The sequence below is a fragment of the Stutzerimonas stutzeri genome (assembly GCF_000219605.1).
GTDB classification, from domain to species: Bacteria; Pseudomonadota; Gammaproteobacteria; order Pseudomonadales; family Pseudomonadaceae; genus Stutzerimonas; species Stutzerimonas stutzeri.
Map to the genome: position 1 here is coordinate 2,596,854 of NC_015740.1, position 24,591 is coordinate 2,621,444.

General features: G+C 55.1%; 19 protein-coding genes and 1 other RNA gene. 3 read left to right on the top strand and 17 right to left on the bottom strand.

Annotation, left to right across the window (positions count from 1 at the left end):
• Window positions 1–26: 26 nt before the first annotated feature.
• The 14 genes from PSTAB_RS21245 to PSTAB_RS12025 all read right to left on the bottom strand — a co-directional run bounded on the left by PSTAB_RS21245 (window position 27) and on the right by PSTAB_RS12025 (window position 18,213).
• Window positions 27–866, bottom strand: a complete 840-nt coding sequence (locus PSTAB_RS21245) for a glycosyltransferase family 2 protein (RefSeq protein ID WP_080564980.1) — start codon at window positions 864–866, stop codon at window positions 27–29.
• Window positions 847–1,638 (bottom strand): glycosyltransferase family 2 protein, encoded by a 792-nt coding sequence (locus tag PSTAB_RS21250; protein ID WP_080564981.1) that lies wholly within the window; start codon window positions 1,636–1,638, stop codon window positions 847–849. Before PSTAB_RS21250 ends, PSTAB_RS21245 begins: the two co-directional genes overlap by 20 nt.
• Window positions 1,638–2,675: an EpsG family protein gene (locus PSTAB_RS11985; protein ID WP_041771749.1), complete on the bottom strand. Its 1,038-nt coding sequence runs from the start codon at window positions 2,673–2,675 to the stop codon at window positions 1,638–1,640. Before PSTAB_RS11985 ends, PSTAB_RS21250 begins: the two co-directional genes overlap by 1 nt.
• 45 nt (window positions 2,676–2,720) lie before the next feature.
• Window positions 2,721–3,665, bottom strand: a complete 945-nt coding sequence (locus PSTAB_RS21255) for a glycosyltransferase family 2 protein (protein ID WP_080564982.1) — start codon at window positions 3,663–3,665, stop codon at window positions 2,721–2,723.
• Between the two features lie 43 nt (window positions 3,666–3,708).
• A complete protein-coding gene (locus PSTAB_RS21260; RefSeq protein ID WP_080564983.1) occupies window positions 3,709–4,851 on the bottom strand; it encodes a polysaccharide pyruvyl transferase family protein in 1,143 nt (380 codons plus the stop codon).
• The gene (locus PSTAB_RS21265; protein WP_013983111.1) at window positions 4,848–6,218 is read right to left on the bottom strand and encodes a Coenzyme F420 hydrogenase/dehydrogenase, beta subunit C-terminal domain; all 1,371 of its coding nucleotides are present in this window, start codon (window positions 6,216–6,218) and stop codon (window positions 4,848–4,850) included. The genes PSTAB_RS21260 and PSTAB_RS21265 overlap by 4 nt, the downstream gene beginning before the upstream one ends.
• A gap of 5 nt (window positions 6,219–6,223) precedes the next feature.
• Window positions 6,224–7,741 (bottom strand): lipopolysaccharide biosynthesis protein, encoded by a 1,518-nt coding sequence (locus PSTAB_RS11990; protein WP_013983112.1) that lies wholly within the window; start codon window positions 7,739–7,741, stop codon window positions 6,224–6,226.
• A gap of 205 nt (window positions 7,742–7,946) precedes the next feature.
• Window positions 7,947–9,380: an MBL fold metallo-hydrolase gene (locus PSTAB_RS11995; RefSeq protein ID WP_013983113.1), complete on the bottom strand. Its 1,434-nt coding sequence runs from the start codon at window positions 9,378–9,380 to the stop codon at window positions 7,947–7,949.
• A 131-nt stretch (window positions 9,381–9,511) separates the two neighbouring features.
• Complete coding sequence (locus PSTAB_RS12000; RefSeq protein ID WP_041771751.1) at window positions 9,512–10,792, bottom strand: Wzz/FepE/Etk N-terminal domain-containing protein; 1,281 nt, start codon at window positions 10,790–10,792, stop codon at window positions 9,512–9,514.
• A 259-nt stretch (window positions 10,793–11,051) separates the two neighbouring features.
• Window positions 11,052–12,323, bottom strand: coding sequence for a Wzz/FepE/Etk N-terminal domain-containing protein (locus PSTAB_RS12005; protein ID WP_013983115.1), 1,272 nt, complete (start codon window positions 12,321–12,323; stop codon window positions 11,052–11,054).
• A 151-nt stretch (window positions 12,324–12,474) separates the two neighbouring features.
• Window positions 12,475–12,759 (bottom strand): integration host factor subunit beta, encoded by a 285-nt coding sequence (gene ihfB, locus PSTAB_RS12010; RefSeq protein WP_013983116.1) that lies wholly within the window; start codon window positions 12,757–12,759, stop codon window positions 12,475–12,477.
• 253 nt (window positions 12,760–13,012) lie between these two features.
• A complete protein-coding gene (locus PSTAB_RS12015) occupies window positions 13,013–14,674 on the bottom strand; it encodes a DEAD/DEAH box helicase (RefSeq protein WP_013983117.1) in 1,662 nt (553 codons plus the stop codon).
• A gap of 331 nt (window positions 14,675–15,005) precedes the next feature.
• Window positions 15,006–17,168: a methyl-accepting chemotaxis protein gene (locus PSTAB_RS12020; protein WP_013983118.1), complete on the bottom strand. Its 2,163-nt coding sequence runs from the start codon at window positions 17,166–17,168 to the stop codon at window positions 15,006–15,008.
• Window positions 17,169–17,463: 295 nt separating this feature from the next.
• Entirely contained in the window at window positions 17,464–18,213 is a 750-nt protein-coding gene (locus PSTAB_RS12025; protein WP_013983119.1) for a spermidine synthase, read from the bottom strand.
• A gap of 138 nt (window positions 18,214–18,351) precedes the next feature.
• On the opposite strand from PSTAB_RS12025, the gene PSTAB_RS12030 reads away from it, so the two are divergent.
• The gene (locus tag PSTAB_RS12030; RefSeq protein WP_013983120.1) at window positions 18,352–19,701 is read left to right on the top strand and encodes a class II 3-deoxy-7-phosphoheptulonate synthase; all 1,350 of its coding nucleotides are present in this window, start codon (window positions 18,352–18,354) and stop codon (window positions 19,699–19,701) included.
• Between the two features lie 141 nt (window positions 19,702–19,842).
• Window positions 19,843–21,291 carry an SLC13 family permease gene (locus PSTAB_RS12035; RefSeq protein WP_013983121.1) on the top strand — a complete coding sequence of 483 codons (1,449 nt, stop codon included), beginning with the start codon at window positions 19,843–19,845 and terminating at the stop codon, window positions 21,289–21,291.
• A 68-nt stretch (window positions 21,292–21,359) separates the two neighbouring features.
• Here PSTAB_RS12035 and efp read toward each other — a convergent pair whose 3' ends face one another.
• The 3 genes from efp to ffs all read right to left on the bottom strand — a co-directional run bounded on the left by efp (window position 21,360) and on the right by ffs (window position 23,399).
• Window positions 21,360–21,926, bottom strand: a complete 567-nt coding sequence (gene efp, locus PSTAB_RS12040) for an elongation factor P (protein WP_011913626.1) — start codon at window positions 21,924–21,926, stop codon at window positions 21,360–21,362.
• A gap of 45 nt (window positions 21,927–21,971) precedes the next feature.
• The gene (gene earP, locus PSTAB_RS12045; RefSeq protein WP_013983122.1) at window positions 21,972–23,111 is read right to left on the bottom strand and encodes an elongation factor P maturation arginine rhamnosyltransferase EarP; all 1,140 of its coding nucleotides are present in this window, start codon (window positions 23,109–23,111) and stop codon (window positions 21,972–21,974) included.
• 191 nt (window positions 23,112–23,302) lie between these two features.
• Window positions 23,303–23,399: signal recognition particle sRNA small type (ffs, locus tag PSTAB_RS20955), an RNA gene on the bottom strand.
• Between the two features lie 607 nt (window positions 23,400–24,006).
• Between ffs and PSTAB_RS12050 the strand changes: the two genes are divergently transcribed.
• Entirely contained in the window at window positions 24,007–24,567 is a 561-nt protein-coding gene (locus PSTAB_RS12050; RefSeq protein ID WP_013983123.1) for a recombinase family protein, read from the top strand.
• Window positions 24,568–24,591: the final 24 nt, after the last annotated feature.

The window sequence follows — 24,591 nt, forward strand, 5'->3', positions numbered from 1 at the left end:
AACAAAAAATACTCCATAATAACAACTTAACCAAATTTCCGTATAAATGACAAAAAAGCATAGCACAGAAAATAAAAAAACGAACGCGAGAAACCGAGCCCCAAATTTTCCCGATAATTAACCCACTGCCACTTTGCCGCCTTCAACTTATTACCAGACAAAGAGTGTTTTCTGACTAAATAATGAGCCATGGGCCCATCACTGGGCACGCATTCAGCGGACCCAACTTTCTGCAAAGCATGCATCCAAAATAGATAATCTTCGTGTCCAACCGCCATAAAGATCACACCGGGGACTTTTCTTCTGTCGTACATAGCAGTCAACAATCCGATATGATTCATAAACAGCATGTGCTTATAACCAATTTTCGGCTTGGGGTTGACAACACCTAAAAAAAGGCCATTCTCTGAAAATCTGGCGTAAGAGCAATATGTAATACTTAACGACCTACTTATCATAAAACGAACCTGCTTTTCTAGTTTGTCAGGTTCCCAACGGTCATCGCTATCAAGAAAAGCTATGAAATAACCTACTGCATTCTGCAAGGCTATATTGCGTGAAGCTGCGACCCCAAGATTAGCAGCATTGCGAAAATACTTAATTCTAGAATCACCGCTTGCATACTGCACGGCTTGTTGTCCGCATCCGTCGGTAGAACAATCGTCCACAATCAGCAGCTCCCAGCACTCATAAGACTGCGCGAGGACAGAAGCAACAGAGAATTCAAAGTAAGGCATCGCATTATATAGCGGCATTACAATACTTACTAAAGGCTTAGCATTCATAAATACCGAACCCATTGACAATGGCAAAACATTAATCCCGGACAGCAACAAAATAATAACTTCAAAAAATCCGCTTAACATGAACTATCGAATCTACTATTCGACTGAGAATAAAAGGAATATTGTATCCTTTGAAAAACATTTTAGAGTAAGCAATAATCAGATAGGACAACCTTCTAAGCTCATCTATTCGCGAAATTTTTGACCGGCTTGCCGAACCCTGTCGTTCGCATACGTAATAACAAGCACTTGATGCTGTCTTACGGACACCCGAGACCCTCTTACTCAACGCAGCCAAATATAAAGAATCCTCGCCAATTTTTAGCTTAGGATCAAACCTTACCCCCCCTATGATGTCTCTATGGATCAGCTTACAAACTGGCGACGAAAAAAATTTTCTAGACTTGAAAAGCGAAACCTCAACATCATTTAGCTTAGAGAAACTTATTCCGAGATAATTATTAGTCAAATGAGTTACCGAATCGGTAAAATTGAAAGAATTACTAACAGAAATAAAGGTCTCTGAAGACTTCATAAGCAACTGCTCAAGGTAGTCAGGGCTTACCACATCGTCATCGTCTATAAATGCAATATAATCTTCACAGGACCGCTCTAGCAAAACATTTCTCGCATTGGAGACTCCAGCCTGTTCCACATAAATATACTCCCAGTTAAAAGTATATTTTTTCAAGATCCTAATAACAAACTCGTCATAACCGTCACTAGGACCGTTTAAAGCCAGATAAACCTTATATGACTTTTTGGGTAAAGTCTGACATTCAATCGAATCCAGACACCTTTCTAAATACCAGCCAGGTTGGTAAGTAGGTATCAACACCGATACGGATTTCATCACAAGCCTTCCATAAAGAAAAATCTATAGTTTAGATATGGATTCCTTGCGGATTGAAAAGAAACATAAAGGGTAAGAAAAAAAATAACCAGTGAAAAAATCCATATAAAGCAAATTAACAGCATTCTATTTTTTGTTGAACCATATATTAGCTCACTCCAAGCCACAAATCCCCAGGGAAACAAAAAATAACTTACTCTTGTAACAAAATAACCAAAAGGCAAAAATACTGTATAAATCAAAAAACCCAAGAAGAACAAATTGAAGCCAACCCAAAACAACCTTGTCTGATCTTTGGTTTTCGCTAGCAACAGGAGAGCAAAAACCATGAAACCTAACATCAAGTAAATCTTGCCCCCCGAATCATTGCCGCCACTTTCAATATAGCTCGTATACAGTCCTGCCGCCTGCAAAATTTGAACAGCAAATTTCAAAGAAAATATAGAAAGAGCGAAGAAAAAAATATAAGAACAGAGCCCAAACCGCCTATCTCGGACAAGCACATAAAACATAAAAATAAAGATAAATATCACAGCGGATCTGTGAAGACCAAAAGCGGCGAACGCAAGCAAAAAACTTACGAAATAGTCCTTCGTGAGCAACCTTGTAGTAGCATAAAATACAATGGCTACCGCCGACATTTGACGGATAATATCAAACGAAGTTAAATAGGAACCAATGAAAAACAATAGCATGGCCACAGTCACCGAGTTTACACTCTTGACGTGGCGAAATCCCAGGATCATGAACACTAAATAAATAAAACTCGTGACTACAAAATAAAGCTGAGGAACATTAACGTATCTCGCCACACCAATCAAAAATTTATTTATGAACTCGAGCCTATCAAAAGAAGCCCCCTCAGCCTCACTTATTAGATTCATATAACTAAAAAAATCATATCCTGCATCATACCTAAGCGCGGAGAATAAAAAAGCAAAAATCAACAAAACGTACAAGAAAATTTTTGTCCGAAAGACCTCAGTCAAAACCAAACTGACAATAGAAAAAGCCGCAAATCCTAGATAGTAAATCATCCAATCGCCTTAACAAAGCGAACATTAATCGTGGAATAGACTTTACTAGACAAGCCTAACCTTCATACCGGTAACTATATAGACAAACATCTTGACAACGTACTTAATGCTTTTTGCTCTACGTATAATAAATACATAATCTTTAAGGCCAGACAAAAAAGAAACATTCAAAAGAATATTTAACTTTTTAGCATCGACTTCTAGCCTTTGAAATACAGGACCGTAGATGTAGCAACGATCCTTGAAAACTTCGGCTCGCTTGGAAATTAAACACAAACAAAACGTAGCCTGAGCAGCTTTGAATCGCAAGGCCTCAGTAGTTTGAACCTGGGTAACAGAATCCTGATTTCTATGGTAAACATAAAGATTTTCAGACACCACCGAAGCACTTTCCGACAAACTTAAAGCCTCTGAGAAAAGTAAAACGTCCTCAGAAAATATCAACCTCGTAGAAGGCGAGATGCTTAGATTAGAATAAGCACGCATTAAAATTTCGCGCCTGAATACTTTGCCTGGCGTTCCCAGATTAAACCCTCGCGCCATGAAAATTTTTCGAACATTATTACGGTCTAACGAATCGCCTGTTATCTGCGGCATAACGGCTTGAGTTTCATAAAATTTTTTTCTTGGTATGTTCTCCACCCCATACAATAAAATATCTTTTTTTATTTTAAGGCTTTGCTTGACAACCTCCACTGTATTTATCCTTAACTCGTCATCTGGATCAAGAAACAAAATGTATTCGCCTGTTGAGTTTTCCACACCTATACGCCGTGCGTGGTATGTACCTAAATTAGTTAGGTTCCGAACGATCTTTATCCTAGAATCTTTTTCCGCGACCCGCCGAGCCCTTTCGATAGAGTCGTCATGCCCGCAATCATCAACGACGACAACCTCAATATCGTGATACGTCTGATGTATGCAAGAGAGCAGGCAGCGTTCTATATATTCCCCAACATTATATGTTGGCAATACAATACTAAATCTCACGGTTCACCTAGACTTTGCAAAAAAATCGTAACTCTAAAAAAATTTATCCAAACTTTACCGGTAACATTTCAAAGAGCGCATCTTCTGATGTTTTGCGTAAAGCACCTAATCGCGATCTAACTTGTTCGAAGTCTACTGGCGTTTCTATCAGATTTTTTATGGATTCTTCGTCATGTTTTTCTAATATTCTGTCTTGAACGCCTAGCTCGTCAGCTAAGGAAAAAAATCGCGTCGCGCCTCTGCCAGCGTTTATCAAGCTAATAAAAGGCTTTTCAAAGATAACTGAGAAGACAGTGCCGTGAAAAGAATCTGTAACTATAAAGTCAGCGTCAAAAAAACCCTGCAACCATCCTTCAATACTGGGCATTTCATAATCGCTCAGATTGCTTGAAGACAAGTCAGATAAATTACATTTTGGCTGATTACTATAAGTCTTTTTCCCGAATGAGCGTGTTACCGTTTCTACAACCCTCGCTTTCCATTGCGCGTCGTCAAGAATATAAGTATAAACACCACTTCGGCGAGGTAACTTCTTATCTATAAATAAAGCTTCATATGCATCTTTTTGTAAGAGTAATGTAGGATCCAAGACGTGACTAGCCTTTACACCTAAGTGATTGCGGCATAGATCGATACCAGATTTTTCGCGAACGCTAATAACATCAAATTTCTTTGCTAGAGCGGCGCAGCGCTCTGTTTGCTCCTTCGTGAACTCCCAATTATCAACACCGAAAGAGGAAGCGTAGGCGTAGCGCTTTATGGAGTCACAGTCTATGAAGTCTAGAAAAAAGTTTTCAATATTAGGCGAATAGCAAGGCCGCCATGTTTGATCGCTACCAACTACAACTGCGTCGTATTTTTCCCTAGAAAAGTGATCTTTTAGTTTTGCTGTACTATTAAGCGGCGGAGAAGTTTTAATATTTTCGACGATAAAAGCGCTGGTGTTACTCAAAATTCTTGGAAAGTGCCGCTCGAAATTCAAAGGGGCAGGTCGGTTTCCGGTAGCCTTTTTAAACGCGCGGTAGCCGAAGCGAGCCAATTGATAAATTAGATTCGGAGCATCAGCCTGCCTGTCAATAGTTACTGGTTCGTGCCCCAGCCGTTGGAGCACTTGCTGCAGCGCCCAAGCCTGTAAGATACCTCCGTAGTTCTGACCAAGCGGCTGGGTCATGATTGCAACTTTCATGGATTTCTTTTCCGTTTAGTGTTTAGTTTTCGCATTACATGCGAAAGCCTAGTTATTAAGCTTAACCTTAATAGCGAGGCTTTCATTTTTTTATCGAACATGGCCGCATCAGCATATGACGCCCACGTTGCAAGGCTTTTAGCTCGCGTTTCCCTTCTTGCGCGCTGAACTAGTCTTAAGTAAAGTGGTTGTTTATTCCCTATTATACGTTTGGGAGGAACAACAGCGCCGTAGCGCTTTGCTTGCGCGATTCTCGTCCCCATAGAATCATGCCGATGGTTGAAGCTACCTTGTTGGGACAAAAGAAATAGCTCAAGTGGTAGGGTTTCCATTTGCAAAGCATTTGTGAACAGGCCGTCCTGCAAAATATCTTGTGCTAGAGCACTACGCGCCAAAATTACGCTGTGTCCGCCGCCATCTTGGTCGTAGGGGTCAAGCCAAGCATCTCCTAACGATACGTCCGCAAGCTCCGTTGTGACATCATCACAGAAATCACATGCATTGGCCTTGAACATTCCCGTGCCCCACATATCACCCACTTCGCGCATCTTAATTAGTTTAGTCGTGTCGCTAGGGTTATCGATGCAGCTAAAACCATAATCTACGGCCGTACTCCTTAAATCCTTAACGCGGTAGTCGGGTTTTGAAAAATTGCTACTTGCGCCCGCTCTGGCAGCAAGATACTCGGTAAAAAATTTGCTTTTTACACCACCGCAAATAATACCAACGAGAAAAGCAATTTTTTCTTTTAATATAGGATCCTTATCCTGAGCAAGTCTGATTGCCTTAATAAAGCAGCCAACCCCACTGATTGCCACTCGCCCATCCAACTGTTTAATTTTTTCTAATGTCGATGCCAGCGTAACCGGGTGATAGCGGGTCTTCGCTATACTCAAAAGTTCTTCTTTATTGCTAATTATATTATATTGGTAATAGCTATCAGAGGATTTAGATTCGCCGACGGTAACTACATGATTGATCAACCCTTTATCAAAGAGGGCCTCATACATAAATGATGCAATACCGCCAGAGGAGGAAGTCTCGCGGTATTTTTCAGAATACCCCGCGTAAATGGCGTGATAGCGGCCAATTTTTGGATGATGCATTGGGGCGTCAGCGAGAAAAACTGCAGCTAAGCCGTCCTCATTTTTGTATCCCGAGCCGGGCATAGGGTTAAATGGACAAACCTCAATACAGTTTCCATCCGCGTGACACTGATTATCGTTGCTGGTCGCAACTATAAACCCATAATTATTCCAATTTACATCCACTGCTTTGCTTGGACAGGCTTGTACACAGGCACCACAACCAATGCATAAATCGTTCTCCACTACCATAGAAAGAACAAGGGGCTTCATTGCACTCATATAGATTACCGTGCCTTTAGCGATCTCAAGAAACCTGCAAATTGTTTTTTCTCAGTTTTGCCCAGACCAAAAAACCATATTATTACAAGGGCAATTGCCATGGTAATCATTAGCCTACCAATTAATGCTAGGGATGAGTCGCTAGTAACTGAATTAATAAAATAAGCGAACCCGCTCGCAATGATCGAAACTAGGCCGATTTTGATTATCACATCTGATATGAATGAACCAATTGACAGACCGATCAGCGGAGCAATTATATATAGACGCACCGCCAGCGAGATTATGGCCAATGCTATGCTCACTGTCACAACCGTTTCTGGCGGCAACCCATATGAAAGTAACAAATAGCTAACGGGAACATTTAGCAGCAAAATACCACCCACAACCGTATGGTATAGGCGAATATAGCCTGTTGCTTGAGCAGCGGTCATTAATGGACCTGATATAGAGTTAATCAGCGAGGCCACGATAGTTAACTGAAGTAAAATTTCAGCATAAGGAGGGGCTTGCACCAACCAGAGATCTAACAATGTCGCGGTATTGAACAGCACAGGCAGCGCAAGCGTCAAAAGAATAAGGTAATTATACTTGGCCGCAAGTAATATTAGTTTGTTTAGCTCAGAAGCACTGCCCTTTGCATAGAGTTTTACTATCTGTGGATTGACTGCCGCCTGCACACTAGTCACGAAATTATTCAACGCACCATTTGCCTGGCTAGCTATGCTACGACCTGCATTAACTGCAGGACCAAAAAAAATATTAAGCAATATATTATTGCCGTGCTCCGACATCGCTCCCGCGAGATTTCCCCAGGTATTCCAAGCGGTAAAAGAAAGCATGCTTCGAAAGCTGCCGCCACTCCAATACAACTGCATCCGGACAGCGGGAAAGACCGTACGAGTTATCATAAAATAGCCACTAAAAGTAAGCAGCGCGACGAATAGCAGCAAAGCAGCGTACATACTTAATTTGTCATATGCCAGGCATGGCAAAATCAATACCACCAACAATTTTAGTAGTACATCCACCATGCTCATCGTCGCAAACAGCCCCATCCGCTCGTTCGCCATAAGCATCGCCGTGAGTGGTACCGTCATTATGTTAAGGGCGAAGGCTCCCACCGATAGATGATATGCTAGCAGCGCGGCGTCCAGCCTGGTCGGTTGAATGTTCAGCTGGGACCTGACGAACCAGAAGCCTACGCTTTCGGCAATCAATACAATACAAACGGCCAACGCTGCATGCACCTGCAGACTAGTATTGAAAAGGTCTCGCAGGTTAAGACCATCGTTCTGCCCAAGATCGAAGGCGAAGTAGCGTTGTGTAGCGGTGGTCATGGCTCCCTGCATAAAGCCCAGCAACGCTATGAAACCCGCCACGACATGGTAGATACCGAAATCTTCAACTCCCAATACATTTAATACAACTCGTGACGAATATAGGCCAATGGCCATGGCCAACAACATGCGGGCGTAGAGCATCCCGGTATTACGAAGGATACGCCTATAGTTTTTATCCATTGCAGCCTTATTAAGGTCATTAAAATTTAACAACTACCATGACACCTACTCCAAAGTCGTCCCGCGACGAGCTATCGGCATCGTCTAGATTAAAGCTTCAATATACCGCTACTTAGTAATTTTCACTTGCAGCCTATTCGTTTGCTCGTACCGTACGCGGTCGAGCGGCTAGTATTTCTTTAGCGCGTTGCTCACCAGGCAAGATCTATATCCGCCGGCATTGATGCATACTCGTTACAAATTCCACCAAACCTCTCTGTCCCGCATGCGCCGAGTAACCGCCAACGCTGGTCACCTTGGCCCGAATATCGAAACGGATACCGCGGATATCAACATAGCCACCTTTCGGACCAAATTGCCGAATGGCATAACCTGAAGTTCTCTTCGCTTGGTAACCGACAAACGAGCACATCGTGCCGGTGCCTCTAACGATGTGCCCACCAGAGCACATGCCGTTGCATGCAATGACGATAGCCGGGCGTGCGGTTTGGACAGGGTGGTTGAGCACGGCGATATGGTCGGCGTCGCTGTCGATCATGATCAGGTTTTCAGACGCGACAGGGTCGTTCCCGGCTTCGACGCGCTGGCGGGCGTCCTGATTCCAGGAAGGTTTCAGGCTGCGGTAAGCCGCTGTGAAGCGGGTAGCCAACGGGGAATCGAAGATAACGGGCCATTTGGGCCAGCTGGTTTCCAATTGGACGGCCATGTTGCGGCTAATGCCGCTTGCCCTAGCCCTCTTCTCCCCGGACGAGAGGGAGGACCGAGCGTGCGGTGTGCGAGGGTCTGTCCTGCCGTCCGCTCTACGCTCGTTCAAGACGTGAGACGGCGGGTTCGCTGAGACCTGTGTTTTGCTGTGAATGTTCTCTTCCTGCTCATCCAGAAGCTCTCGGGTACGGCCAATTCTAAAGGCTGGGATCAGTACCGTGCTGTCTTGCAGTGCATGTTCGATCACGGCCTCGAGCCGCTGTCGGCGGCTGGCGCGGTCTTCATGCAGGCGGTCGCCGTAGGTGCTTTCCAGCACCAGGATGTCTGCCCGTTCGGGCGACTTGGGCGGCATGAGCAGTGGCGCGTGTGGCGCGCCGAGGTCACCGGAGAAAACGATGCGTTTGTTCTCGCCGGTCGCTGGATATGTAAGGTCAATTTCTACGTAAGCGGACCCAAGTACATGGCCAGTGCGCTGTAACCTTATACGCGCCACGAGCTGGCTGGTCTCTTGCAATGTGAGCCATTGCTGGTAAGGCAAGGGCCGCAAGCGCTGTTCGACCAGCCTGAGGTAACGCTCAATATCGTTCTGGTCACGGCTGAAGCCTAGCCTGAAGGCATCTTCAAGGACGATAGGCAGCAATTTGGCCGAAGGCTCACTACAGTAGATCGGGCCTTTGTAGCCGGCAGCAAGCAGATAAGGAATTCGCCCCACGTGGTCGATATGCACATGGGTGACGACGAGCGCTTGGACGGTGGCCAAGGAGAACTCGATATCCAGCCGTCCTGTAGCAGTACGACCATCGCTCGAAGTCTCGTTACCCTGGAACAGGCCGCAATCGACCAGCAAGCTATGGCTCGCGTCCATGTGTAGCTGATGACAGGAACCAGTTACGCCATCCTTAGCGCCGTGGTGTTCGATATCTGGATAGCGCACGGTTATTCCTTTAACGATGTCAACCAACGCACTCGCGACATGCTAGTCACGAGCCACCTTAAAAAATAGGCGGGAATACTACCGTTTTTCGGGGCCGTTGAGCTCTCAACGGCACGCCGACGGATGGATGGTCAGATTGCGGCGACCGGACGGCGAAGGTTGCGCACCAGCGCGACGAACACTCCGAGCATGCCGCCCAATACCAACGCGAGAGCCACAATCAAAGTCTTCTTGGGCTTGATGGGCTGACGGGGCTCAACCGCTCGCTGATCGATAGAAACCAGCTTGAGCGAACCAGCATCGAACTGCAGGGAGCGCAGCTTCGCCGCTTCCTCGCGCCAGCCAGCCAGGTCTTTCAGGAACAGGTCCTCATTCTCTCGGCTTTTTAAGACCTCAATCTGGCGGTTGTGTTCAAGCAGCTTCAGCTCCCTGGCAATCTGTGCGATGCGCGGCTCGGTAAAGTCGTCGGAGCGACGGGCCAAGAGCGCCTTACGCTCGGCTTCCAGCGCTTCGCTACCCATAAAATACAAAGGTATCTGCTGGTTGTTGACCTCGGTACGGATCACGCTGCCTTGGCCCGTGATCTCAGGCGCCCCAAGGGAGGAAGGCGTGGTGGACTTGCTTATACCCAACGAAGTCGCGATTCGAATCGCTTCGTTAAGCTGATTGATGCGGTTATCGCGACGCGTCCGGAGCTGCTGGCGCAGGGCTGCCAATTCATCATTCAACTCTGCACGCTTGAGCGCATCCGCCTCGGTCAGCTTGGCGATCTTGATTTCCTTGCTGGCTTCATAGCTGGCACGAGCAGCGGCAATCTTTTTATCAAGCTGACTGAGCCGGTTGCCGATTAGGGTTTCCAGATCAGCCGCGATCTCCTTGCGGACATTAGCCAGGGAGAAATTCACAAAGCTGTTGACGATCTCAACCCCATTCAGCGCTTCGGGATAGGTCAGCTGGAGGCCGACATACGGAGACATCCCCTCGGGCTTCTTTGAATCGGGTTGCAGCAACTTGAAGGCCTCATCGTTGAAGGCTTCAAAAGTCTGCTCAAGTGTTCGCCCAGGCTGCACGAGATCAGCGAAAAGCTGCGGGTGTTCGCGGAAGAAGGCCAGCCGATTCTCGTACGAGTCAAGCGTTGCCCCGACCTGCGCCAGCGCTTGTTTCGGCGACAGCTTGTAGATACCAAGATGATTCAACTCATCGAGATCTTTGATAGCGGCCGGCCGTAGCACGCTTTGAACGGTGTAATAACGAGGCGCCAGCATGGCGTAGAGCAACCCGACGAGCGTGCACACCCCAGCTATGCCGCCAATCAGGACTTTTTGTTTCCACAACGAGCGGAAGAGTTGGATGAGGTCAATTTCATCAGACATTGCCGAAGCAAGGACTTGTGGAGGAGTTACTGCGTTCACTTGAGGTCCGTCTCGCTGAATGCGGCGACGCAGAGCGTGCGCCGAAGGCTATACCGCTAACGCACGGAAAAGTTCCGCCGCGCTAAGGGCCGCCATTCTGCCAGCCAGTTCACAAAAAACAAGTGACACGCCTCAACTTTAATTCGCGATTGTGAGCGCCTAAAGCGCCGCGCTAGATGCCCACCGACTTCAGTTGCGCGGCCAGGCTACGCCTTACCTGGCTCTTCGCAGAAGAAAGGAACTCGGCAATCTACGATGCCTATGGGGCTTGCAGCTCGCGGCCGCGATTTGCAAGGCTGCGTACCAAAGCGGCGAATACGCCAAGCATGCCGCCAAGCACAAAGCCCAGCGCGAGAATCAGCGCTTTCTTGGGCTTGATTGGCTTGGATGAATCCAGCGCAGGCTGATCCAGGCGAACAAGCCGCAACCGATCGGTTTCGAGCTTGATTCCCTTCAAGCGTGCGGCCTCTTCGCGCAGCTCAGCGAGATTGGTCAGGTATAGGTCTTCACCCTCTCGCTCTCTGAGAATTTCCACCTCGCGATTATTTTCTAGCATCGCGAGTTCGGAGTGGATCTCGGCGATTCGAGGCTCTATGAAGTCATCCGACTTGCGACTGGCGAGGGCATCACGCTCTGCGGACAGCGCTTCTGTTCCCATGAAATACAGCGGTGTTTCCCGACTGTTAACCTCCGTCCGAATGACTTGCGCGCCGCCTCTGGCTAAGTCGGACATGGCGGACGGGCTTGTTGGCTTACGAATACCCAGCGACTCGGCTATCGATATCGCCTCCGTCAATTGTTGGATCCGATTGGTACGTCGCGTCTTGAGTTCAGCGCGCAAAGCGGCGAGTTCGTCCTGAAGCTGGGCCTGCTTCAGCGCGCTTTCTTCGAGCAGGGACGCGATCTTCGCCTCCTTGGAGGCTTCATAGTTTGCACGCTGCGCCTCGATATTCATCTCCAGGCTGGCCAGACGATTATTGACCAGGCTTTCCACATCCTCCGCAATTTCGCGGCGCTCCAATTCCAACACATAAGCGACAAAACCATTAACTACCGAAGCGCCGGCGACACCCTCGGGGTAAGTAAGTCTCAGCCCCACGAACGCGCTGCGGTTCTCCGTACGCTTCGGGTCAGGGAACAGCATCTCAAACGCCTCTTCGTTGAACTCAGCGAATGCCTGCTCCAATTGCTCGCCCCGCTCGGTGAGATTCGGAAACAGCTCCTGATTGTTCATGAAGAACTCCAGACGGTTGTCATAAGACGACAGACCGCCTGCCACACGATTGATGGCCTCTTCTGGAGTGAGCTTGTAGATGCCCGTTTCATTGAGCTGGTCCAGATTGCTCTGCGGCACTGGACGAAGGTAGGTTCGAGCTTGAAAGTATGGCGTCGCCAGGAAGGCGTACAGGGCCGCCAGTAGCGTAACGAGAAGGGTGATGCTAGCGATCAGAATCTTCTGTCGCCAAAGCGCACGGAACAGTTCGATCAAGTCAATTTCATCGTTAGATGAAGTGGGTTGCTGCACGATCATCCGAGGTCCTTGTTATGTGTGCTCATCACTGCGGAGCAAGCGAACCGGATTTTGTACGTACGAACCGCAAAAAGTTCAGCCGAATGATGGCTTTTAACAACTATTTAGGCTGATGCCTCGTTGCCGCTGGGAGAGCAAACCTAGCCGCTTGTCAGTCCTCCTCGTTCACCCGATCCCGCAGCTCCTTTCCAGGCTTGAAATGCGGAACGAATTTGCCGTCGAGGCTGACGGATTGACCGGTCTTGGGATTGCGGCCGATGCGCGGGGCGCGGTAGTGCAGGGAGAAACTGCCGAAGCCGCGGATCTCGATCCTCTCGCCGGTGGCCAAGGCCTGAGCCATTTGCTCAAGCATGGTCTTGATGGCCAGCTCGACATCCTTGGATGAAAGCAGCCCCTGCTGGGTGACGATTCGCTCGATCAACTCCGACTTGGTCATGGTTTTCCCTTCGTTTTCAAGCGGCTAGATCATTCGGGTTGCGGTCGTTTGTAGCATGTTGCTCAGACTTTGAACAGCCCGAACGGGATTGACGACGAATGAGCGCTTGGTTTAGGAGACCACGGCACAGATCGGAATCATGATTCAGCCCTTCACCCTGGCGGGGCCGGTCTACGGAGGAATGCTGCCGATCTTTTCTTGCAGGCATAAAAAAGGCGGGCTCTAGAGCCCGCCTGCTTTTAGCTACGACAAATCAATCTTCGCGATAACGGCGCAGCTTGAGCTGCTTGCCGCCGACGCGGGTGTCCTTGAGCTTGCCGAGCAGGCGATCGAGGCCATCTTCCGGCAGTTCGACCAGGCTGAAGCTGTCACGCACCTGGATGCGGCCGATGGCTTCGCGCGCAAGGCCGCCTTCGTTGAGGATGGCGCCGAGCAGGTTGCGGGCAGCGATACCGTCGCGTGCGCCCAGCGGCGTACGGCAGCGGGCGCGGCCTTCGGCCAGGGGTACGGGTGCGCGACGCTCACGATCGCCACTGCGCTCCGGACGATCGGAACGCTCGCGCGGACCACTGGTGGGGACCAGCGGCTGCTCTTTCTCCACTTCCGCAAGAGTCAGCGCCTGACCATTGGTGGCCTTGCGCAGCAACGCAGCGGCCAGGGCACGCGGGCTGCAGCCGATGTCGGCAACCAGCTTGTCGAGCAACTCGCCATGAGTGGCTTCTGCATCGGCGACCAGCGGCGCGAGGCTGCTGGTCAGCTTCTTGATACGGGCATCCAGCACTTGCTGGGCATTGGGCAGGCGGGCTTCGGCGACCTTCTGGTTGGTCACCCGTTCGATGACCTGCAGCATGCGACGCTCACGCGGAGTGACCAGCAGCAGCGCGCGACCTTCGCGACCGGCACGGCCGGTACGGCCGATGCGGTGCACGTAGGACTCCGGATCGTACGGCATGTCCACGTTGAATACGTGGGTGATGCGCGGCACGTCGATACCACGGGCGGCGACGTCGGTGGCGACGACGATATCCAGGCGGCCATCCTTGAGCGATTCGATGACGCGTTCACGCTGGTTCTGCGCGATGTCGCCGTTCAGCGCAGCGGCCTTGTAGCCCTTGGCTTCCAGCGCGGCGGCCAGGTCAAGGGTGGCCTGCTTGGTGCGCACGAAGGCGATCAGCGCGTCGAAATCCTCGACTTCCAGCAGGCGCAGCACGGCCTGGATCTTCTGGTCGGCGTGGACCATCAGGTGCGCCTGTTCGATGCGCGCGACGGTCTGGGTCTTGGCAGCGATCTTGATGTGCTGCGGCTCGCGCAGGTGCTTCTCGGCGATGGCACGGATGGAGTGCGGCAGCGTGGCGGAGAACAGCACGCTCTGGCGGCTTTCCGGCATGGCTTCGAAGATCACTTCCAGATCGTCCATGAAGCCGAGCTTGAGCATCTCGTCGGCTTCGTCGAGGACCAGGAAGCGGATGGTCGACAGCAGCTCGCTGTTACGGCTCAGGTGGTCGACCAGGCGGCCCGGAGTGGCGACGATAACCTGCGCGCCCTGGCGGATGGCCTTGAGCTGCGGGCCCATCGGGGCACCACCGTAGATGGCGACGACGCTGACGCCCGGCATCTGCTTGGAATAGGTTTCGAACGCGGTGGCGACCTGCAGCGCGAGTTCGCGGGTCGGCGCGAGGATCAGCGCCTGCGGCTCGCGCTTGGCTGGATCGATCTTGGACAGGATCGGCAGCGCAAATGCGGCGGTCTTGCCGGTACCGGTCTGGGCCTGGCCGATCATGTCGTGGCCACCAAGGATCACCGGGATCGCCTGGGCCTGGATGGGGGATGGTTCTTCGTAGCCGACTGCGCTGATGGCAGCCAGAACAGCGGAGTGAATACCGAGTGCGGCAAAGCCGCCGATTTCCTGGGTCATGGGTCTTGTCTCTGATGCTCCGCAAGACCCATTGTTCCGAAGCTGCGCATGCCGTGCAAAACCCGAAGGTCACCCTGGCAGCCTGGTCGGCGGGGTTGCGAAAACGTATGGATGATGAATCGTCAAGATAGTCCGCTCGAAGCGGACAGCAGCCGAAGCGGCGCTTCGTGTGTTGCAGTACCTGAACGCAGGCTGGGTTTCAGCCGGCGCGTACTATACCGGATTAACGTGACGCTGTGCGGATATTTTAAGCCGCAGCGGATGACGCCATGGCCCGGGACTCCCCGCACAGGCGCCTCCCAGCGAAACCGCCGGGAGGCGCGACCGGAGATCAGGCCGCTTCGCTGTTGGCGGCGCTGACACGGAAACGACCGACCAGCTGATGCAGTTTGCCGGCGGTGTGGCGCACGCGCTCGGCGCTGTCCTGCAGCACGCCCAACGTCTGCCCCATTTCACTGGAGGCCTGGTCGACGCCACGGATGGTCTGACCGTAATGCAGGCTGCGCTCGTTCAGCCCCTTGATGATCTCGAACATGCGCTCCACGGTTTCGTGCAGATGGACGTTTTCCGATGTCGCCTCCTCGGTCAGTCGCAGGCTGCTGTCGACATCCTGCACGCCGCCCTGCATGAACGACACCGCCTGGCGCGTCTCGGACTGCAGGCTTTCCACCTTGCCGCGAATATCCTCCGCCGCCTTGGCCGTGCGCAGCGCGAGCGAACGTACCTCCCCTGCCACCACCGCAAAACCGCGTCCGTGATCACCGGCACGGGCCGCCTCGATCGCGGCATTCAGCGCCAGCAGGTTGGTCTGGGTGGTGACGTCGCTGATCAGCCCGACGATCTCGTCGATCTCGCCCATGCGGTTGTCGAGCAGCTGCACGCTCTGCGCCGAGCGCTGCACCACATCACGGATGGATTCGGTGCCCTTGCGCACCGTATCGAAGCGCTCCCGCGCGCGGCACATCACTTCGTCCATGGCGGCTTTCATTTCTTCGGCGGTCATCGAAGCCTGTTGAATTTCGCCCAGCTGCTCCTCCACCAGCAACAGCAGCTGGTGGATCGACTCGGCGACGTCACTGGTGGTCTGCCCGGCTTCGCTGCTGCGCACCAGCATCAGCTCGTTGTCCTGGCGCACGTGTTTCGACACCTGGATCACCTGACCGACCACGCCATCCAGGCTGTCGATGAAGCTGTTGATCCAGCGCGCCATGTCGCCGCTCTCGTCGCGCGGCATTGCGCTGCTGTCGACGCGCTGACGCAGATTGCCCTCGCCCTCGGCCAGGGTGCGGATTACCTCGGTCATCGCCTGCATGCGCGCCGCCAGCCGACGCGGCCCGAATGAGGCGAACGCCCAGGCGCCGAGCACGAGCAGCACGCCGTTGAGCAGGTAGAGCGCCGTCTCGGACAGCCCGCTGAAGGCCTGCAGCAGGCTGCCCGTGACGAACAGCGTGATCACGGTGAGCAGATACGTCTTCATAAGGCCAACGCTCAGCGAACGCCGGCGATAGACCTCTTCCAGATCGGCCTCGCACATCATGCCCCAGCGATCCGGGGAGCCCGGCAGCTGGAAGGTGACGCCCTTGCCGATCACCGGAATGTGGCGGTAATCGGAATAGCCGGGATAGGTGACGAACAGGTTCGAACCCCTGGTGATGGTTTCCCGCACACCCGGGTGCAGCTGGCCGGTGGCCGGATCGGTGAAGCGCAGTTCCAGCTCGGTATGCTGCTGTACACGGACCGTGCCCCAGCGAGTGTGCACGCCGCTTTTCAGGTTCTCACCGTGGCTGAAGGTGGCGTCCTCGAAGCGCGAGCGCGACAGGGCCGTACCGGGTTGGATGCGGCTGTCAAAGCGCGAGTCGACCATGAACAGATAGTTGTCGCCGGACTCGGGATAGACATGCCCGGCTTCGCGCTGGATCAGATCCCCCAGCACATCGTTCGGCACTCGCGCGCAGAGACAGCCGAGGCGTTTACCGGCGGCGTGCACGGGCTGATAGAACATCAGCGTCACCGCGTCGTGGAAGCGTGACGTGCTCGCCCCCAGGCGCTCGGTCAGCGGATCGCGATAAGGGCCATGCAAGAACGGCTCGTGCAGCCCCCGCGCAACGGCCTGCGCATCCAAATCCTGCTGACCGACATGCGCGGCGCACGTGGACGCCAGTACCCGCCCTTGCGGGTCGATGACGAACAGTTCGGACAGGTCGGGGAGCTGAGCACGCTTCTTTTCCAGCAGGTCGTTATCCATATGAGCCAGCCCTTCGCCCAGGCTCGCGGCCAGGTCCGCCAGATGGTCCCAGTGAGCGCTCACCCAGTTCTGCAGGATGCGCACGCGGGACTGCGCAACGCCTTCGAACACCTGCTCGATGGCGGGATACACACCACGGTTCAACCAGCAGGACCAGCCCATCGACAGCTTGCCGGTACGTCCCAGCCAGGGCAGCCAGTGACGTTCACTAGGGGAAAGTTGCATTTGGAGGCTTTGAAGCTGGGTCACCGGGCAGTCCTTGATGATCGGAAAGACATACTGGCCAATTGCAATTAGCAGACCAGCAAGCGATCAGGCCACGGCTGCGAGCACAGGCTCCCCTGTGCGCCAGGACCGCTCATGTTCGCCTCATAAGCTGCTAGACCGGTGAATGGCGCCCCGCATCGGAAAGCGCTCTGCGTAGCGGGTGCGTCGAAACGCCGCGGGCAGGTCCTCGGCGTTATGCCGACATAAGCGCACCAAATTAGAGACCTGGTGAATTGGCCGGTGCATCACTGTGCACCAGCATGGCGCACGCTTACCCTCAACTGGCTGGGCGCAGCACGCCGATCAGTGAATCCAGCGAATAGCCCAGACGAGGTGCCAACGCTTCGGCACGCGATCGCAGGCCCGCCAAATCCAGCTGCTGTTCCAGATCGGCCGGCACCAGCACCACCACGTTGCCCTCCTTCACCGGGCATTCCCAGTAGTGCCGGTGATACAGGCCACGCAACAGGGCAGCTCCCAGCGGCCTGTCGTCGTCGGTGCCCCATTGGTTGATGACGAGCCACCCGCCCGGGTTGAGCTTTTCCTGGCAGCGTTTGAGAAATGACCAGGCCAGATGCGCCGCGTCCGGCCCCGAGTCGTTGTAGAGGTCGACGAATATCAAATCAGCCGTTTCCGCGGTTTCCAGCAGCTCGGTCGCATCTCCGATGCGGATGTACAGTCGCGGATCGTTCTGCAACCCCAGGTATTGCATGGCCAGCTCCGGCACCGCCGGGCGCAGCTCGATGACCTCGACGTCCTCCAGCGGCAGGAAATTGAGGCAGGCCTGGGTCAGATTGCCCGCTCCCAGACCGAGAAACAGCGCGGTTTCCGGCTGTGGATGGCAGAGCCCGCCGAGCAGCATGGCACGGGTGTAGTCATATTCGAGCCAGGCGGGATCGGCGATGAACACGCAGCTCTGCTCGACTGCTGCGCCGAATTCGAGAAAGCGGTAGTCACCGACCTCGAGCACACGGATGAGCCCGAACGCATCGCGCACTTCAGCGAGCAACCGTTCCTCTTTTTTCATCTGCTAGCTCCCGCAAAGTCTATGGCCGCTATGTGCCAGCGAAGGCGCATCTTACGCAGGCCCATAGGCCATCGCTATCTCCGGGCGCCGGATGCATCAGGTAAACTCGCGCCATTCATCTTTCGATCTGGAATGACCATGAGCCACGCCTGGAGCCCCGACAGCTGGAGAAACAAGCCGATTCAGCAGCAACCCGAATATCCGGATGCCGAGCACCTCAAGCGCGTCGAGCGCACGCTCGCCGGGTTGCCGCCGTTGGTCTTCGCCGGCGAGGCGCGGGAGCTCAGGCGGCAGTTCGCCGAGGTCACGCGCGGGCGAGCGTTCCTGCTGCAGGGCGGCGACTGCGCCGAGAGCTTCGCCGAATTCTCGGCGACCAAGATTCGCGACACCTTCAAAGTGCTGCTGCAGATGGCAATCGTCATGACCTTCGCCGCCGGCTGTCCGGTGGTGAAGGTCGGACGCATGGCCGGTCAGTTCGCCAAGCCACGCTCGGCAGGTGATGAAACCATCGACGGCGTTACGCTGCCGGCGTACCGCGGCGACATCGTCAACGGCATCGACTTCAACGCCAAAAGCCGTGTACCCGATCCGGAGCGCCTGCTGCAGGCCTACCACCAGTCCACTGCCAGCCTGAACCTGCTGCGCGCCTTCGCCCAGGGCGGTTTCGCCGACTTGCATCAGGTGCACCAGTGGAACCTCGATTTCATCGCCAACTCGCTGCTGGCCGAGAAGTATCACCAGCTCGGCGCGCGCATCGACGAAACACTGAAGTTCATGCGTGCCTGCGGCCTGGACGGCGCGCCGCAGCTGCGCGAAACCAGCTTCTTCACCGCCCATGAAGCACTGCTGCTCAATTACGAGCAGGCCTTCGTGCGCCAGGACAGCCTCAGCGGCGGCTGGTACGACTGTTCCGCGCACATGCTGTGGATCGGTGATCGCACCCGTCAGCTGGACGGCGCTCACGTGGAGTTCCTGCGCGGCGTCGGCAACCCCATCGGGGTGAAGGTCGGCCCCAGCATGGATACGGATGAGCTGATTCGCCTGATCGACATCCTCAATCCGCAGAACGACCCCGGCCGCCTGAACCTGATCGTGCGCATGGGTGCCGACAAGGTGGAAGCTGGCCTGCCACGCCTGGTGCGCGCGGTGCAGAACGAGGGACGCCAGGTGTTGTGGAGTTCCGACCCGATGCATGGCAACACCATGAAGGCATCCAGCGGCTACAAGACGCGAGACTTCGAGCGCGTACTTGCCGAAGTCCGCCAGTTCTTCGACGTGCACCGCGCCGAAGGCAGTTATCCGGGGGGCATCCATATCGAGATGACCGGGCAGAACGTCACCGAGTGCATCGGTGGCTCGCGCCCGATCACCGAGGCCGGCCTCTGCGATCGCTACCACACCCATTGCGACCCGCGCCTGAACGCCGACCAGTCGCTGGAAATGGCCTTCATGATCGCCGAAACCCTGAAGCAGGTCCGACCGGACTGAGCCTCTCGGCCCCTCTGCGCGGGCAGCACCGCCCGCGCGCACGAAACGAAACCCCGCCGGCCCTGTCCGCCTAAGTAGGGGCCGCGCGGGTTCAGTCCGCACGGCCCCGCTTTCGATAGCGCAGTTTCGAAGAGGACGAAAATGGCGGAATCATCTCAAGGCCGGGGCGCCGTACTGGCCGCGTGGATCGGCCTGATCCTGGGCCCACTGCTGTTGCTGGCCTGCATCCTAACCGACCCACCCGGCGGCCTTTCGGAAAAGGCCTGGCTGACCGTGGGCCTGGCCGCGCTGATGGCCGTCTGGTGGTCGACCGAGGCGATACCGATCCCGGCGACCTCGCTGTTGCCGATTCTGCTGATACCCCTGCTCGACATCGATACCCTGGCCAAGGCCACCGCGCCCTACGCCAACCCGACCATCTTTCTCTTCCTCGGCGGTTTTCTGCTCGGCCTGGCGATGCAGCGCTGGAACCTGCACAAACGCATCGCCCTGGCGACGCTGCTGGCGGTGGGTAACCAGCCGAGCCGGCAGATCGCCGGCTTCATGATCGCCACGGCGTTCATCAGTATGTGGGTGAGCAATACGGCGACCAGCATCATGATGCTGCCCATCGGCCTGTCGGTCATCGGCCTGCTGATCGCCGGCAGCGAGGAAAAGGAAGGCGCGCGGTTCGCCGTGGCGCTGCTGCTGGGCATCGCCTATTCGGCCAGCGTCGGCGGCATCGCTACGCTCATCGGCACCCCGCCCAATGCCCTGCTGGCGGCGTTCATGCGGGAGAACTACGACGTCCAGATCGGCTTCGGCCAGTGGATGCTGCTGGGCCTGCCGCTGAGCATCGGCATGCTGGTCTTCATCTGGTGGTCGCTCACCCGCGGCGGTTTTCGCCTCGCGGGGGGCGACAGCCGTGGTCTGCTCGAAAAGGAAATGGCCGCACTCGGGCCGATGTCGCGTGCCGAAAAAATGGTCGCCGTGGTGTTCGTGCTGGCAGCGGCGGCCTGGATCTTCCAGCCACTGCTGGCCGACTATATCGACGGCGTGAACGACACCAGCATTGCCATGGCCGCAGCGATCGCACTGTTCCTGATTCCAGTTGACCTGCACAAACGGGTGTTTCTGATGGATTGGGAACAGGCCAACAAGGCGCCGTGGGGCGTGCTGCTGCTGTTCGGCGGCGGCCTCTCGCTGGCCGGCGTCATCGGTGTGTCCGGGCTGGCCGAATGGATCGCCAGCAGCCTCGGCGCCTTCGATGCCCTGCCCCTGCTGGCGATGATCGCGCTGGTGGTGACGGTGATCATCTTCCTCACCGAAATCACCTCCAATACCGCGACTGCAGCGGCCTTCCTGCCATTGCTCGGTGCGCTTGCCGTGGCCCAGGGGCGGTCCCCGGAAATGCTGGCGATTCCGGCCGCGGTCGCTGCCAGCTGCGCCTTCATGATGCCAGTCGCGACACCACCCAACGCCATCGTATTCGGCACGGGACAGTTGCCGATCCAGGCGATGATCAAGGCCGGCTTCGTGCTCAACCTGTTCGGTGTGCTGCTGGTTTCCCTGCTCTGCTACGGCCTGGTCGGCTGGATCTGGGCGAGCTGACACGCGCACAGAAACGAAAAAGCCCAGCATCGAGCTGGGCTTTTTTTCTGTCCACCGCAGGCCGAGGATCAGGCCTTGACGCGGGACTTGTACTCGCCGGTACGGGTATCGATCTCGATCGAGTCGCCGATTTCACAGAAAGCGGAAACCTGCAGCTCGGCACCGTTCTTCAGGCGGGCGGTCTTCATGACCTTGCCGGAAGTGTCGCCACGTACGGACGGCTCGGTGTAGGCGATTTCGCGAACGATGGTGGTCGGCAGTTCGACGGAGATCACCTTGTCGTTGTAGAAGACCGCTTCGCAGACGTCGGTCATGCCGTCTTCGATGAAGGTCATCACGCCTTCCAGGTCGTCTTTTTCGATTTCGTACTGGTTGAACTCGTTGTCCATGAAGACGTACAGCGGGTCGGCGAAGTAGGAGTAGGTCACTTCCTTGCGCTCGAGAATGACCGGCTCCAGCTTGTCGTCAGCCTTGTAAACGGTCTCGGTAGCCGAACCGTTGAGCAGGTTCTTCAGCTTCATCTTGACCACGGCACTGTTGCGGCCGGACTTGTTGAACTCGGCTTTCTGGATGACCCAGGGTGCGCCGTTGATGATGGCCACCTGGCCGGCACGGAACTCTTGTGCGGTTTTCATACGAAATATCCGAAGGGAATTAGAGACAAAAAAACAGGCCGCGTATCATAGCCAATCCGTGTAAAAAAACACCAGCTTTCCGGCCAGATCGCCATTGGCGACCTGCGCGTGGGTCCAGGTTTCGGCGTGCTCCAGTAGCGTCGGGTATTGGCCCAGCAATCCGGTCCACGCCTGCTCGGCGCCCTTTCCCGCGTTCCACGCATGCCAGAACTCTCGCAGCGCCGAAGCGGCAGCAGGCGATAGCCCCTGCGAGTAGAGCTCGAGAAATGCATTGAGCTTGTCCCAGTGCGCGTCGTCCTCCTGCGGATAGATGTGCCACACCAGCGGACGCCCCGCCCACTGGGCACGGATGAACGACTCCTCGCCGCGCACCGCGTTGAAGTCGCAGCTCCACAGCAGCAGGTCGTACTCGTCCTGCGTCATGAACGGCACGATGGAGATCTGCAGGCTACCGCGCTGGTGGCAGGCCCCCGGCTCGAGCGTCGCAACACCCAGCCAGGCCGCGACATCGCCCAGCACCCGCCCCTCTGGCACCAGCAGCTGATTGACGCGTGAGTCGGCGGCAAGCACGTCCAGCCAGCCAGCAACGGCTGTGTTCTCGTAGGCGAACAGCGACAGCAAACGCGCCTCCGGCTGGCGCACCACGCCCAGCGTCGCGAGAAAACCGGCCTGCCGCTCAGGATCGCCCTGAAAGCTGGCGCGGCGCAGCATCAGGTCCGCCTCGCGGATGAGGCCACCGGTCTCGGCCTCGAAGCCGGGAAAGAAGAAGTACTTCTGTACACCGTTGGGCTGCAAGGACGGCAACGCATGGCATCCGACGATCCAGTCCTCGGCGCTGAGGTATTCGAGATTCAGCCAGAGGATACGCCGCCCGCTCGCGGCCATGGCGTTGATATAGGCCTGCGGCAGGTTGCAGGCGAACGCCTCGATGACGACATCGGCCGGCTCGGCACCCAGCCACTGGCTGGACCAGCGGCGGACATCGACGCCCTCGTGCATCTGTTGATCAGCCTGCGCGCTGGCCGCCGGGCACAGCCGGGCGAAGGTATCCAGATCGTCCACCCACAGCCGCACCTGCTGGCCGTGCTCGGCAGCCAGCTGACGGGCCAGGCGCCAAGTGACGCCGATGTCACCGAAGTTATCCACGACCGCGCAGAAAATGTCCCAACTCGCCCTGACCGACAAAGCATGCTCCTTGAACCGTTAACGGCGACGGCGCCTTTGAAAATGCCGCGCAGGATACATGAGCCGATCCGGGGTGAAGAACCGCGTGACTAACAACCGAAGGGACAGGACAGGCGCGCACACTCAGGCCACGGACAACCGGCCGTCGTGAATCAAGAAGGGGGACGCGAGAAGGTCGTTATGGAGGTGAACCCTGCCAGCCACACCCCGGCACACAATGTCACCGCTGCGGCTGCTCCCTTCCGGGCCTGACCGGGTTCACGGCTGATCGTTGCGAGGGGACCGGCAGCCCTCGTAAATCCTGGCTTCCAGCGATTATTGCTCATCACACTGCTTTCAAGTTGGACGCCATTCTATAGAGCTGACGTATGCCGTTGCGAGCACTTTGGATCACCGTTTCGGATCACTTCTGGATCCCTTTTGGATCACCTGGCCACACCCCACCGGCCATTTTTTGCAAAAAATGCGAGCCCCTATCCATCGAGCCGTCCCACTCGATTCCCCCCGGTACCCACCCCTCCTCGCCTGAAAAAACAGGGCACCCCCTCCCCGATCAAACACGATGCTCAGGCTTCCCTGTCGACAGCGAGGGTGAGCCGGGGCACGACGACCACCCCACGGGCCTCGATCTCACTTCCATGTGAACGAGTACCGCGCTCTGGCCAGAGGTCTCGATGGAAGGACAGATCAGCCCGCAAGACCGCGAGATGGGTTCCCGTGCGCACTCAGGGGGTGGATCAGAAGGTGTACCTTCCGAGCCAACCTGAGCACAGCTTGAGCCAGACGAAACGACGTGGCCTCTAGATGGATCAGAACTGTTGATTTCTACCGATCCACTCAATAGCATCTTGAGCCAGCTTTAAGATCCACCATAGCGCTCAAGGAGCTATCAGCCATGACCGCCACCATCGCCTACGTACGAGTCAGTACCGACGACCAGACCACCGAGGCCCAGCGCCACGCCATCAGCCAACGCTTCAATGTGAACGAGTGGTTCTCCGATGAGGCCACTAGCGGGGCCACTAAGGCACTGCAGCGGGAAGGCTTCAAGGCACTCCATGCCTACGCCAGGAAGGGAGACACGGTTGTCGTGGCCGCCATCGACCGCCTAGGCAGAGACACCATCGACGTGCTGGAGACAGTGGAAGCCCTTAAGGCCAAGGGCGTGACCGTGGTCTCGATGCGCGAAGGATTCGACCTATCCAGCCCGGTAGGCAAAGCCATGCTCACCATGCTGGCTGCCGTAGCGGAGCTGGAGCGAGCCAACATCAAAGCCCGCCAGATGGCCGGGATCGAGCGAGCCAGGGCACAGGGCAAGAAGCTGGGGGCACCCAAGGTAATCGATGATCAGGCCGTGGCTATCTGGAGGAAAGAGAACGAGGCCAGCATTACGGATACCGCGAAGCACTGGGGGATCTCAACGGCTGCCGTGAAGCGGGCTTGCAGAGCCCCGTAGCCAGCCATTTGCAAGCCTGAAAAT